The organism is Rhodococcus sp. GB-02, assembly GCF_053470465.1.
In genome coordinates, this window is the sequence record NZ_JBPUKE010000001.1 from 2,303,041 (window position 1) to 2,315,584 (window position 12,544).

Consider the following 12,544-nt stretch of genomic DNA (forward strand, 5'->3'; position numbering starts at 1 on the left):
GAAAGGGGCGCGCGTGCGCGACCTCGTTGAGATCGGCATGGGTCGAACGGCCCGACGTACCTACGAGTTGGACGATGTGAACATCGTTCCCTCCCGGCGAACCCGTTCGTCGAAGGAGGTGTCGACTGCTTGGCAGCTCGACGCTTACAGGTTCGACATTCCAGTCCTCGCACATCCCACCGACGCGTTGGTCTCGCCGACCTTCGCGATCGAGCTGGGTAAGCGCGGCGGCCTCGGTGTCATCAACGGTGAAGGCCTGTGGGGCCGTCACCCCGATGTCGAGGAGAAGCTCCGGCGTCTCGTCGAGATCGCTGAGAAGGACGGTGGGGTCGACGCGGCCATCCGCTACTTGCAGGAGCTGCACGCGGCACCGCTGCAGGCGGGCCTTCTGGCTGCTGCGGTGGCGCAGGTCCGTGATTCGGGGGTCACCACTGCCGTTCGGGTCAGCCCGCAGAATGCGCGCGCACTGACGCCCGAGCTGATCAAGGCGGGAATCGACCTCCTGGTCGTCCACGGCACGATCATCTCGGCCGAGCACGTCGTGCACACCGAGCAGGAACCGCTCAACCTCAAGACGTTCATCTCGGAACTCGACGTTCCGGTTGTCGCGGGTGGCGTCAGTGACCACCGCACCGCGCTGCACCTGATGCGTACCGGCGCTGCCGGTGTCATCGTCGGGTACGGCTCCACCGAGGGTGCAACCACCACCGGTGAGGTATTGGGTATCGGTGTTCCGATGGCCACGGCCATTGCCGACGCTGCAGCAGCCAGGCGCGACTACCTCGACGAGACGGGTGGACGCTACGTCCACGTCATCGCCGACGGTGACATCGCAACTTCGGGTGATCTGGCGAAGGCCATCGCCTGCGGTGCCGATGCTGCCGTTCTGGGCACGCCGCTGGCCGTGTCCGCCGAGGCGCCGGGTGGCGGCTGGTACTGGCCGTCCGCTGCGGCTCATCCTTCGGTTCCGCGTGGAGCGCTTCTTCCGGTTTCCTACGGTGAGCGCCCGAGTCTGGACCAGGTCCTGAGCGGTCCGTCGGATGATCCGTACGGTTCGCTGAACTTCGTCGGCGGTCTCCGTCGGTCGATGGCCAAGGCGGGGTACTCCGACCTCAAGGAGTTCCAGAAGGTCGGGCTGACGGTCCGCGCGTAGTTTGTACCTTTCTGTGGCCCCGGTTCTTCGTGAACCGGGGCCACAGTTCGTTGTGCAGCACTTTCTTCCGTTCCTGATACTTACGGTTACGCTTATGGGGCCCCTTGTGGTGGTAGTCACAAGGGATAGGTGCATACTGGCGGGTAACTACGGTTCACGGTGGAGGTGTCCTGATGGGCAAGCAACGGGCAACGGACTACGACGTACTGATCGTCGGATCCGGGTTCGGCGGAAGCGTGAGCGCGCTTCGTCTCGTGGAGAAGGGCTACAAGGTCGGCGTCATCGAAGCCGGCCGACGGTATGCCGACGAAGATTTCGCGAAGACCAGTTGGGATCTCAAGAAGTTCCTCTGGGCTCCGAAGCTGGGTTGCTTCGGCATTCAGCGCGTGCACCTGTTGCGCGACTGCCTCATTCTCGCGGGAGCAGGCGTCGGCGGCGGGTCTCTGAACTACGCGAACACGCTTTACCAGCCTCCGGAGCCGTTCTTCCAGGACAAGCAGTGGGCGCACATCACCGACTGGCGCAGTGAACTCACGCCGTACTACGAGCAGGCTCAGAAGATGCTCGGCGTCGTCCAGAATCCGCACATGACGCCCGCTGACGAGATCATGAAGTCCGTCGCCGATGACATGGGTGTCGGCGACACGTTCATCCAGACGCCCGTCGGCGTCTACTTCGGTGAGCCGGGTAAGAAGGCGAAGGACCCGTACTTCGGCGGCGTCGGACCCGAGCGCACCGGTTGCATCGAGTGCGGCGAGTGCATGACAGGCTGCCGTCACGGAGCGAAGAACACTCTGCTCAAGAACTATCTGGGCCTTGCCGAGACAGCAGGCGCCGAGATCATTCCGATGACCACCGTGTCCGGGCTTCGTGAGGCTCGCGACGGTTCGTGGGACGTGTTCACCGAGCGAACCGGTGCATTCGGACGAAAGAACCGCCGCACCTACACGGCTGCGAACGTCATTCTCGCGGCCGGAACGTGGGGCACTCAGCATCTGCTCTTCGACATGAAGGACACCGGAGCGCTGCCCAAGCTCTCCGACAAGCTCGGCGAGCTGACTCGAACGAACTCCGAATCCATTGTCGGCGCAGGCAAGTACAAGGTCGATCCCGCACTCGACCTGACCCGCGGAGTGGCGATCACGTCGTCGTTCCACCCGAGCAGTGACACCCACATCGAACCGGTCCGCTACGGCAAGGGATCCAACGCGATGGGCCTGTTGCAGACCTTGATGACGGACGGCGGCGGCAAGACGCCGCGATGGATCAAGTTCCTCGGTGTGGTCGCGAGGAATCCGTACCAGATGTTGCGCATGTTGACGGTCAAGGACTGGAGCGAGCGCACGATCATTGCGTTGGTCATGCAGAACCTCGACAACTCCATCACCACGTACACGAAGAAGGGCTTGTTCGGTCGACGCAAGGTCACCAGCAAGCAGGGCCACGGTCAGCCGAACCCGACGTGGATTCCGGAGGGCAACGAGGCGACGCGTCGAGTTGCTGCGAAGATCGACGGCGTCGCAGGCGGTACGTGGGGCGAGATCTTCAACGTTCCGCTGACGGCGCACTTCCTCGGCGGTTGCGCTATCGCGTCGGATTCCGATCACGGGGTCATCGATCCCTACCACCGCGTCTACGGCTACCCGACGCTCAGCGTCGTCGACGGCGCAGCGGTCTCGGCCAATCTCGGCGTGAATCCGTCGCTGACCATTGCCGCTCAGGCCGAGCGCTCGGCCTCGCTGTGGCCGAACAAGGGGGAGACGGACTTGCGTCCCGCCCAGGGCAGCGGCTACGAGCGTTTGGCTCCGATCGCACCCAAGTCGCCCGTGGTGCCGGCGTCGGCTCCGGCCGCGCTGGTTCTGCCGATCGTGAAGATCACCGGCGGCAAGACGGCTACCACAGTTCCGGTGGAGCCTGCAGCCGGATAGTTCACCGAGAACGGAAAAGGAGCGTGTCGTCGAAGATTCGACGACACGCCCCTTTTGCAGTCTCAGATCGTCAGCCTCCTAGCGACCCGAACAGGGTGCCGAGGTCGAGGCTGCCGTTTCCGCCGCCGGGTCCGCCGTCCGTATCACCGGGGACGGTCAGGGTCTGCGGCGCGGATGCGGAGGACGTGTAGCCCGATGCGCCCACGAATTCGGCGGTGACACTGTAGGTCCCGGAGTTGTAGAACGTCGCCGGTACCGTTGCGACACCGTTGACCACGTCGACCGGTCCGCCGATGAGGGTGTCACCGACCTTGAACTGGACCTTGCCCGTGGCACCGGACGGATCGACCGTTGCCTTGAGCGTCACGGGGGTGTTCTTCTGAACAGTTCCGACGGCGTCGAGAACCGTGGTCGTCTCGACGTCGGCCGGAGCCGGAGTCGTCACACTGACCGGGAATGCCGGGGCAGCGGACGGCGCGAATCCGGGTGAGCCCATGAACTTCGCGACAACCTTGTGCGTTCCGGTCGAGGTGAAGGTGTACGGAGCGATGGCAACTCCGTCGGTTCCGACCGTGCCACTGACCGTTTCGGTGCCGTCGACGATGAAGTCGACGGTCCCGCCGGTACCCTGCGGATCGACCTTGGCCGTGAGGTTGACGTCCTGACCGACCTTCGCGGTCGACGGCGAAACCGTTGTGGTAGTGGTCACGGCGTCAGGCGGTGCATCGGTCGTGACGGTCACGATCTTGGCCGACGCCGACGTCGACGCCAGGAACCCGGGGGCTCCGCTGTAGCTCGCGGTGATGGAGTGCGGTCCGTCCTCGGTGAAGGTCGGGGAGATGCTGGCCGACCCTCCGGTTACCGGCACCGCGTCCTCGAGTGGATTGTCGCCGTCGAAGAACTGGACGGTTCCGCCGGTTGCGCCGCCACTGATGTTGGCTGACAGCGTGACCGGCGTTCCGTTCTTGGCGTTGGCCGGTCCGACGACCGTCGTGGTGGTTGCCTTGTCCGCCTCGATGATTCGCGTGGTGGCAAGGGGGCCTGCGCCGCTGTTGAGCGGGCCGTTTTCGGCGTCACGCGGGGTGCACCGCGTGGGCGCCCAGGCGGTGATGACCAGGGTGGCCTTGGGGAGGAACGTGAGGAAGTTGCGATCGTTGTTCCACGCTCCTGCGCTACCGCCGGTGCGTACCTTCATGGCTACCTCGCCCGAGTCGCCGGCCTTGAGAACTGCCTTGACCTGGGGGAGCTGGAACTGGGTGTATCCGTCGGCATTGTTGGAGCCGTCGACGTTCTTTCCGGTTGCCTTGACGACGATTCCGCCCTCGGAGCTGGTGCTGGAACTCGGGCTGTTTCCGATGACCTGGTTGTTTCCGGAGAGACGCAGAATCGTCCCGTTGGGATCGACGTTGCCGTTCTCGTTGACGCGCAGGATGTTCGGCGCGACACCGCTGAGCCCTGCCGAAGTTCCGGGAACGATGGTGGCTTCCACCAAGGTGGCGTTCGCAGGAACGTCGACGTCGACCTTGATACGGGAGACGTTCTGGACGGTCGCCCCCGAAGCGGAGCCGGGAAAGGCGATGGGACCAGGTTGGATGGTGACCTCGAAGGTTTCACCGGCTCCGATGGATTCCGGTGCGTCGACGATGACCGAGCCGGACTGTGACTGCGTGGTCGGACCGGCGACAGCGGACGGGGTTGCCAGGCAACTCGTTCCGAAGGTTGTTGTCACCGGGGTCGCTGATGCGGGGATTCCCGCGAGGATGACGCCACTGGCGAGTGCCGTGGCGGCGATCGGCGCCGCGATGCGACGTCTGGAGTACACGAACATGGATTCTCCTGAGCTGGGTACGGGAGTGGTGTCCAAAGCTGATGTGGGGGACTAGCTTCCGAAGAGCGGGATGAGGCCGCTGAGTGAACCGGTGTCCACGCTTCCGCTGCCGCCGTCGGTCGGTGCGGTGCCGACCTGCACGACCGTCGGGCCGGAGACGGAGTTCTTCCAACCGGCGTCGCCGACGAAGTTGGCAGTGAGGCCGAACGTTCCCTCGTCGTCGAAGGTGTGCGTGAGCGTCGCGACTCCGTTGACGACGGCAACGGGTGCGCCGATGGGCGTCGTGCCGGACTTGAACTGGATCATTCCGTTTGCTGTCCCGGGTGCAACGGTGGCCTCGAGCTGCAATGCCTTTCCGACCTGAGCCGCGCCGCTGACGGTCAGGGACGTCGTGGTGTCGGCGCGAGCGGGTTCGGGATCGGTCACGTTCACCGTGAACGATGTGGACGTGGAGCCGATGAATCCGGTTCCGCCGGAGAACTCTGCCGTCACGGCTGCAGCGCCCGCTGATGCGAAGGTGTGCGGGAGGATCGCGACGCCGTCACCCGTGCCGACCGGTGCGGTACCGACCTCGGCGCCGTCGACCTTGAACGTCACGGTTCCGCTGCTCGGGATGGGGGAGACGGTGGCCGAGAGGTTGGTCGGTTCACCGACAACAGCGGTGAGTGGTTCGACAACTGTGGTCGTGGTTCCCCAGTCGGGATCGCTGACGTCGAGTTGGGTTGCGGTGGAGACGGAATCGCCGTAGCCGGCCTCGCCGGTGAACACTGCGGTGAAGCTGTGGGTGCCCGAAGCGTCGTAGCTGCGGGTCAGGGAAGCCGTTCCGTTGACAACAGCGACCGGTGCGCCGAGGTTGGTGTCGCCGTCTTTGAACTGCACCGTGCCCACGGCGTTTGCCGGTGTGACGACAGCGCTCACGGTGATGTTGTCACCTACCAGCGCGGCGTTCGGGGCCGAGATCGTGGTGGTGGTGTCCGCGGAGACGTCGACGGTCTGGACTCCGGAGGTCGAGCTGTGGAATCCCGGACCGGCGTTGTACGCGGCGGTGATGTCGTGGGCACCGACGCTGTCGAAGGTGTGGGAGAGGGTGGCGCTACCGCCCGAGACCGGGACCGGTGACCCGATGTCGTTGCCGCCGTCCTTGAATTGGACGGTGCCCGTCGCGTCGGACGGCGTAACCGTCGCGGTCAGGTCGATCGGAGTGCCGACCTTCGCCGTTGCCGGTGCAACCAGAGTGGTTCCGGTGGCGACAGACGGGTCTACGACCTGGACGTTGACGTTGATCGGGTTGAGGCCCTGCTGCGTGCTGAAGGCGTTGACGTCGAAGAGCATGCCGCTGTCGTACGTCCCGAATGCTGTGCCGACAGGGACCGTGTAGGTCGCTTCCAGCGTGACGGGTTGGTTCTTCTTGACGACGAATCCACCGACCAGGAAGGTGCAGCCGCTCGAGCACTTCGCCGAGACTCCGCCATCTGACTCATTGCTGATCGTGGCCCGCGTGGCGACACCCAGGTAGGTGGCCTTCGCGCTGCCCGGCACGAGGACGAATCCAGCAGGCGGGATGTCACGGACCTTCGCGATCGAACGTTCGATGCCGCTTTCGTTGTGCTTGATCTCGGTCTTGTACGTGACCGTGTCGCCTGGGTGAACTGCCGCGTTCCCGATGACACTCTTCGTGAAGATCAGGTTGTCGGTCGTGCCGGTGAAGCTGGTCGGCGGGGCTTCGTCAGCAGTGGCCGGCGTGCCGAGGACTAGAAGTCCGGCGGCAGCCGTCACGGCCGCGACGGGTCTGGCGAGTCGCCTGAGAAACGGACGCACAAATCCTCCTGCGGGGATGAGCGCCGTTCGGCGGCGCCGGCCGTTTGCGATCGTGATCCTGATCACTTGACGGGCGAGATTACCTTTACTGGACGTTTGGTTCAGGCGAATCGGTCAAACGTCCAGAAAATTCACCCTTCGTCCATTTCGGGCCCTGGCCTGCGATGATGCCGCCGAATTGATTGCCGAAGCTAAGGTGCAGACGATTGAGGTGTCGTCGACCCGGACGATGGTCTAGATCGACCTGAGGTCGCCTCGTAGTTCTGAAGGTCAGGCTTTGTCGTGACGTACATCGCGCCTGCTCGGCCGAGGAGCGGACTGAGTCCATGCGTGCGCAGAAGCGCTGGCTGCGGCGATTAGACTGCACCTGTGGCAGATATCGAGCAGCAGAGACCAGTTCTTGTCGTCGACTTCGGAGCGCAGTACGCGCAGTTGATCGCACGGCGAGTTCGCGAAGCCAAGGTCTACTCGGAGGTGATTCCGCACACCACGACCGTCGAGGAGATCGTGGCCAAGAACCCCTTGGCTGTTGTGCTCTCGGGTGGGCCCTCGAGTGTCTACGCAGACGGTGCTCCCAAGCTTGATCCCGCACTTTTTGATCACGACATCCCGGTTTTCGGAATCTGCTACGGATTCCAGGCGATGGCAGGCGCCCTCGGCGGCACCGTTGCCGAGACCGGCACCCGCGAATACGGCCGTACCGACATTGCGGTATCCGGCGGATTGCTCCACGACGGCCTTCCCGCGACGCAGCCCGTATGGATGAGCCACGGCGACGCCGTTACCGAAGCGCCTTCCGGCTTCGAGGTGACCGCGACCAGTGATGGTGCTCCCGTCGCAGCGTTCGAGGACCGCGCCCGGAAGCTCGCCGGTGTCCAGTACCACCCGGAGGTTCTGCATTCACCGCACGGTCAGCAGGTCTTGAGCCGCTTCCTGCACGAGATCGCAGGCATCCCGGCGGCGTGGACGGCATCCAACATCGCCGACGCGCTGATCGAGCAGGTTCGCGAGCAGGTCGGAGACGGACACGCCATCTGTGGTCTGTCCGGTGGCGTCGACTCCGCTGTTGCCGCCGCGCTTGTTCAGCGCGCAATCGGCGACCGGTTGACATGCGTCTTCGTCGATCACGGTTTGATGCGCGCCGGTGAGCGCACACAGGTCGAGCAGGATTTTGTCGCGGCAACCGGCGCTCGCCTGATCACGGTGGATGCTGCCGACACCTTCATCGGTGAGCTGGCAGGCGTCACCGATCCCGAGACCAAGCGCAAGATCATCGGCCGCGAGTTCATTCGCAGCTTCGAAGGCGCAGTCAGTGATGTTCTGGGCGAGAACGCATCTCACGGTGCGACCGTCGACTTCCTCGTCCAGGGCACCCTGTACCCGGACGTCGTGGAGTCCGGCGGCGGCACGGGAACCGCAAACATCAAGAGCCACCACAACGTCGGCGGACTTCCGGAAGACCTGCAGTTCAAGTTGGTCGAACCGCTGCGTCTGCTGTTCAAGGACGAGGTCCGTGCAGTCGGACGCGAACTCGGCTTGCCGGAAGAGATCGTCGGGCGCCAGCCGTTCCCCGGCCCCGGGCTCGGTATCCGCATCATCGGTGAGGTCACCCGTGATCGCCTCGAGATCTTGCGTCAGGCAGATTCCATTGCGCGCGAAGAGCTTACGTCTGCAGGCCTGGACGGAACGATCTGGCAGTGCCCGGTGGTTCTCCTCGCCGACGTCCGAAGCGTGGGTGTGCAGGGCGACGGCCGTACGTACGGTCATCCGATCGTGCTGCGTCCGGTCTCGAGTGAAGACGCGATGACCGCGGACTGGACGCGTCTGCCTTACGAGACACTCGAGCGCATCTCGACTCGAATCACCAACGAGGTTGCGGACGTTAACCGGGTAGTCCTCGACGTGACGAGCAAGCCGCCGGGAACTATCGAGTGGGAGTAAAAACTACTGTGCGCCTTTTATTAACCCCCCGCGGTTAACAAAAGGCGCACAGTAGTTTTACTTGCGGTTGCGTCGATTCGGCAGAATCACCAGCAAGAGTCCTGCCACGACGGCGGCACCGACGAACAGCCAACGGAATTGAATGTTTGCTGCCGGCGCCAGGGAGAACGGCCCGACCAACGCCCACACACTGACCAGTAGTGCGGCCAGCCCGGCGATCAGCAGAAGTGCCGAGGGGCGCTTGGATTCTCGGGTGTCGTCATGGTCTGTGGTCTCGTCGTAGTCGCTCATGATTGCATCACTTTCAGACTGCCGAACGTGGCTTTGGCGTTGATGGTCAGGGTGGGAGAGTCCGGTGTCACCTCGCGGCCCTGATGTACCCCGCCGTCGAGGCAACCGGATCCGTCACCCATGACGACGGTGCAACTGTTCTTGACGTTGACGGTTGGTGGCACCATGACGGTGAACTCGCCGAACGACGCCGCGACGTCGATGGTCTTGTCCTCGGTGAACTCGACCCCGTTGAGGTCGAGAGTGAAGCTTCCGAAGGCTCCCGAGTACGACGGCTCCAACTCGGAAGCTGTTGCCGGAGTCCATCTTTGCTCACCCGAGGCGTCGAACTCTATGGGGTAGACCAGCGAGGCGAGAAGCACGAAACCCACGAGTGGTCCGGTGACGACCAGCAGGCCGTACCCCTTGCGGAAGAATGCCCCGAGGATCAGGCCGAGTGCGATGACGGCGAGTCCGACAGCACCGACTCGGCCGGGAGTGAACCACTCGTTGCCGGTTGCGGCGCCCGCTGCCCCGGTGACGGCGGCGACGATGATTGCGAGTCCGAGGACCGTCAGCGTCCAACGCGAGCGACGCTTACGTGGCGGCAACGGGAGCAGCGGTGTGGCCTTGGCTGCCGGATCCGGAAGATCCCAGGCGAACGGAGCGACACCGAGCGGATCCCAGGACGGCGGCGTGATGGCGGCCTCACCGATCACCTCGGTCGGATTGGTGCTGACCGAAGCGCTCGGGTCCTTCGCGAGGTTGATCGTCGGATGACCTGCCTGAGATTGTGGTGACTGCTGCGGCTGGTCGTCCGGTCGTTCCTCGGGTACGTAGCTGTCGGGGAGTTTGGTGTAGGGCGTGTACACGGGAGGCTGATTGGGCGCGAAGTATCCGGGAGTGAACGGCCCAGGCGTGAATCCGGTGCCTGGATACGCGGTACCTGCGCCGACATACGGCGACGTGTTCTGCGGCAGCGCGGGCGGGACGGGCGCTCGCTGGTAGAGCAGCCACAGGCCACCGACCATCAGGATCAGCCCGATGAGTCCGGAACCGCCCAGACCGACGCCGACGGGGCCGACAGTCGTAGCAGCGATAGCGAGGGCCACCAACAAGACGATGGTCTTGGTACTGGAATCGGAACTGTGTCCGCGGCCCATCAACGACTGCGCGGGCGACGATCCGTCACCGGCGCGGGCAAGTACCAACCAGCCGGCGAGGTAGAGGAGGATGCCAGAGCCACCGAAAATGGTGGACGCGACAAACGCCACGCGTACGAGAACGGGGTCGATGCCGTACCGGTATCCGATTCCGGCGCATACCCCGGCCACGTGACCTTGTGCCGGCAGACGCACGGGGCGGGTCCGCCACAGATCCTGGATCTGTTCTTGGAAAGTCGGATTGTTCATGAATCAATCCTGGCTTCCGAGGCAGCGTCCGCGCATCAGGGCCAACCCTGATCTTTGTTGCGATCGTAGGTGAGGGTGGTGCCCTGATTCAGGGTTGGACCCTGATGTGTGTCTGCGTGGTTCGTGCCAGTATCGACTATGTGCAATATCTGTCAGATCCGCCGTACGTGAGCGGTCCAGCTCCCGGGTTTGCGGGAGGCCCGCCTGTCAACGGGGTACCGGTGCATGCCGTACCCATGAAGAAGGGCGTGCCCATTCCGGGTGCCGTTCCACTGCGAAAGCTGGAGCGGCGTTCCGGCGGTCGCATCGTCGCGGGCGTTGCGGGCGGTATCGCCGATCACCTCGGTATCGATGTCCTGAAAGTGCGCGTCGCCTTCACGATTCTTGCGGCGATGGCCGGATCCGGCATCGTCATTTACGGCGCCCTGTGGATCTTCACCTCCGCCGGCACGGACACGCAGAAGCCGTCCGCGGCCGAGCGGCAGCGGGCGTACGGCTTGATCGCACTCGGATTGGGCGGCGCAGCCGCGTTGTCCTGGTTGTTCAGCGGCACGGCGGGTTCGGTGCTCGCGCCGTTCTTCGTCGTCGCGATCGGTGCGGCCTTGGTGTGGCGCGAGTTCGACTCCGACGGTCCCCGTACCGTCATCGGCTTGCCGCAGCGGCCTACCGTTCTCACGTGGGCGCGGGTGGTCGGGGGAGCAACCTTGATCATCTTGGGTCTTGGCGTTGTCGTCCTTGCTCAGGTCGACCTCGAAGCACTGCGCTCGTCCCTGTTGGCTGTGGTTGTGACGCTGATCGGTGTCGGTTTGTTGACGGTGCCGCTGTGGCTGCGGATGTGGCGTGCTCTCGGCGCCGAGCGTGCGGCCCGAATTCGCAACGACGAGCGTGAAGAGATCGCATCGCATCTGCACGACTCCGTACTTCAGACCTTGGCGCTGATTCAGAAGCAGTCCGACAACCCACAAGAGGTGGCGCGCCTGGCCCGCGGTCAGGAACGCGAGCTGCGCAAGTGGTTGTTCAGCGGCGGCGACATCGACCACACGAGCCTGACGGAAGGCCTGAAGATCATCGCCGGTGAAGTGGAAGACCAGCACGGTGTCACGGTCCGTCCCGTCACGGTCGGCGACGTACAACTCGAAGGCGAAGGGGTCGAGAACGGCCTGCCCAAGGAAGCGTTCACCGCGCTCCTCGGTGCGACGCGTGAAGCTCTCGTGAACTCGGCAAAGCACTCGGGGGAGAAGGAAATCAATCTGTTCGCCGAGGTCGAGGGTGATCAGGTCAGTGTGTTCGTTCGTGATCGCGGGGTCGGATTCGACGTCAACGCTGTGCCGGAGGATCGCCAGGGGCTGGCCAAGTCGATTCGTGGTCGAATCGAGCGGCGCGGTGGCCGCGTCGTGGTTCGATCCGACATCGGAAAGGGCACCGAAATCCGCGTGCACATGCCGCTCGGTGACTCTGCTCTAAAGTGGGACCAGACTGCTGACCGTGTCGACAACCCCGAGGAACAGCCCCAGTGACTTCGCTTGCGCCGCCCCCGTACCGCGTATTTCTTGTCGACGATCATGCAGTGTTCCGCTCCGGGGTGAGGGCCGAGCTCTCACGCGAGACGGATATGGATGTCGTCGGTGAGGCCGGCGGCGTCGCGGAGGCAATCGCCGGTATCAACTCGACGAAGCCGCACGTCGTTCTGCTCGATGTCCACATGCCCGACGGTGGTGGAGTGGCAGTTCTGCGCGGAATCGATTCCGGCCCGGTGTGCCTGGCGCTCAGCGTTTCCGATGCCGCCGAAGACGTGATCGCGGTGATCCGCGGCGGTGCGCGCGGGTATGTGACCAAGACGATCTCGGGATCCGAACTTGCCGAGGGCGTACGGCGCGTTGCCGGTGGCGACGCAGTGTTCGGGCCGCGCCTTGCAGGTTTCGTGTTGGACTCCTTCACCGGACGCTCCAATGCGCCGGAGCCGCAACTCGATCCGGAACTCGACTCGCTGACCCCGCGTGAACTCGAGGTGCTGCGCTTGCTGGCACGTGGATACACCTACCGTGAAATCGCCGAGGACCTGGTGATTTCCGTGAAGACCGTCGAGACTCACGCTTCGAATGTCCTGCGAAAGACTCAGCAGTCCAACCGCAATGCGCTGACGCGTTGGGCACATCGCCGCCAGATCGACTGAATTTCCGCGCACCCTTTCACG

9 protein-coding genes are annotated in these 12,544 nt (G+C 64.1%); 5 read left to right on the forward strand and 4 right to left on the reverse strand.

What is annotated here, in order from left to right:
- Window positions 1-13: 13 nt before the first annotated feature.
- Both ACSW29_RS10880 and ACSW29_RS10885 read left to right on the forward strand, forming a co-directional pair.
- Window positions 14-1,153 (forward strand): GuaB3 family IMP dehydrogenase-related protein, encoded by a 1,140-nt coding sequence (locus tag ACSW29_RS10880; protein ID WP_003940976.1) that lies wholly within the window; start codon window positions 14-16, stop codon window positions 1,151-1,153.
- Between the two features lie 173 nt (window positions 1,154-1,326).
- Window positions 1,327-3,081 carry a GMC oxidoreductase gene (locus ACSW29_RS10885; RefSeq protein ID WP_230812289.1) on the forward strand — a complete coding sequence of 585 codons (1,755 nt, stop codon included), beginning with the start codon at window positions 1,327-1,329 and terminating at the stop codon, window positions 3,079-3,081.
- A gap of 70 nt (window positions 3,082-3,151) precedes the next feature.
- Here the strand turns inward: ACSW29_RS10885 and ACSW29_RS10890 are convergent, their stop codons facing one another.
- Complete coding sequence (locus ACSW29_RS10890; protein WP_448277200.1) at window positions 3,152-4,909, reverse strand: Ig-like domain-containing protein; 1,758 nt, start codon at window positions 4,907-4,909, stop codon at window positions 3,152-3,154.
- A 51-nt stretch (window positions 4,910-4,960) separates the two neighbouring features.
- Complete coding sequence (locus tag ACSW29_RS10895) at window positions 4,961-6,727, reverse strand: Ig-like domain-containing protein (RefSeq protein WP_448277201.1); 1,767 nt, start codon at window positions 6,725-6,727, stop codon at window positions 4,961-4,963.
- A gap of 369 nt (window positions 6,728-7,096) precedes the next feature.
- Between ACSW29_RS10895 and guaA the strand changes: the two genes are divergently transcribed.
- Window positions 7,097-8,668, forward strand: coding sequence for a glutamine-hydrolyzing GMP synthase (gene guaA / locus ACSW29_RS10900; RefSeq protein WP_020969072.1), 1,572 nt, complete (start codon window positions 7,097-7,099; stop codon window positions 8,666-8,668).
- Between the two features lie 57 nt (window positions 8,669-8,725).
- Here the strand turns inward: guaA and ACSW29_RS10905 are convergent, their stop codons facing one another.
- Together ACSW29_RS10905 and ACSW29_RS10910 are read right to left on the reverse strand one after the other, a co-directional pair.
- A complete protein-coding gene (locus ACSW29_RS10905; protein ID WP_448277202.1) occupies window positions 8,726-8,959 on the reverse strand; it encodes a hypothetical protein in 234 nt (77 codons plus the stop codon).
- Window positions 8,956-10,350, reverse strand: a complete 1,395-nt coding sequence (locus tag ACSW29_RS10910) for a PspC domain-containing protein (protein WP_448277203.1) — start codon at window positions 10,348-10,350, stop codon at window positions 8,956-8,958. The genes ACSW29_RS10905 and ACSW29_RS10910 overlap by 4 nt, the downstream gene beginning before the upstream one ends.
- 236 nt (window positions 10,351-10,586) lie before the next feature.
- Between ACSW29_RS10910 and ACSW29_RS10915 the strand changes: the two genes are divergently transcribed.
- Both ACSW29_RS10915 and ACSW29_RS10920 read left to right on the forward strand, forming a co-directional pair.
- Window positions 10,587-11,867: an ATP-binding protein gene (locus ACSW29_RS10915; protein ID WP_230813199.1), complete on the forward strand. Its 1,281-nt coding sequence runs from the start codon at window positions 10,587-10,589 to the stop codon at window positions 11,865-11,867.
- The gene (locus tag ACSW29_RS10920; protein ID WP_020969075.1) at window positions 11,864-12,523 is read left to right on the forward strand and encodes a response regulator; all 660 of its coding nucleotides are present in this window, start codon (window positions 11,864-11,866) and stop codon (window positions 12,521-12,523) included. The genes ACSW29_RS10915 and ACSW29_RS10920 overlap by 4 nt, the downstream gene beginning before the upstream one ends.
- The last annotated feature ends 21 nt before the right edge of the window (window positions 12,524-12,544 follow it).

Coding starts and splice junctions, on each gene's coding strand:
- ACSW29_RS10885 (WP_230812289.1), top strand. CDS start 1,327: ATGGGCAAGCAACGGGCAACGGACTACGACGTACTGATCGTCGGATCC.
- ACSW29_RS10890 (WP_448277200.1), bottom strand. CDS start 4,909: ATGTTCGTGTACTCCAGACGTCGCATCGCGGCGCCGATCGCCGCCACG.
- ACSW29_RS10905 (WP_448277202.1), bottom strand. CDS start 8,959: ATGAGCGACTACGACGAGACCACAGACCATGACGACACCCGAGAATCC.
- ACSW29_RS10910 (WP_448277203.1), bottom strand. CDS start 10,350: ATGAACAATCCGACTTTCCAAGAACAGATCCAGGATCTGTGGCGGACC.
- ACSW29_RS10915 (WP_230813199.1), top strand. CDS start 10,587: ATGAAGAAGGGCGTGCCCATTCCGGGTGCCGTTCCACTGCGAAAGCTG.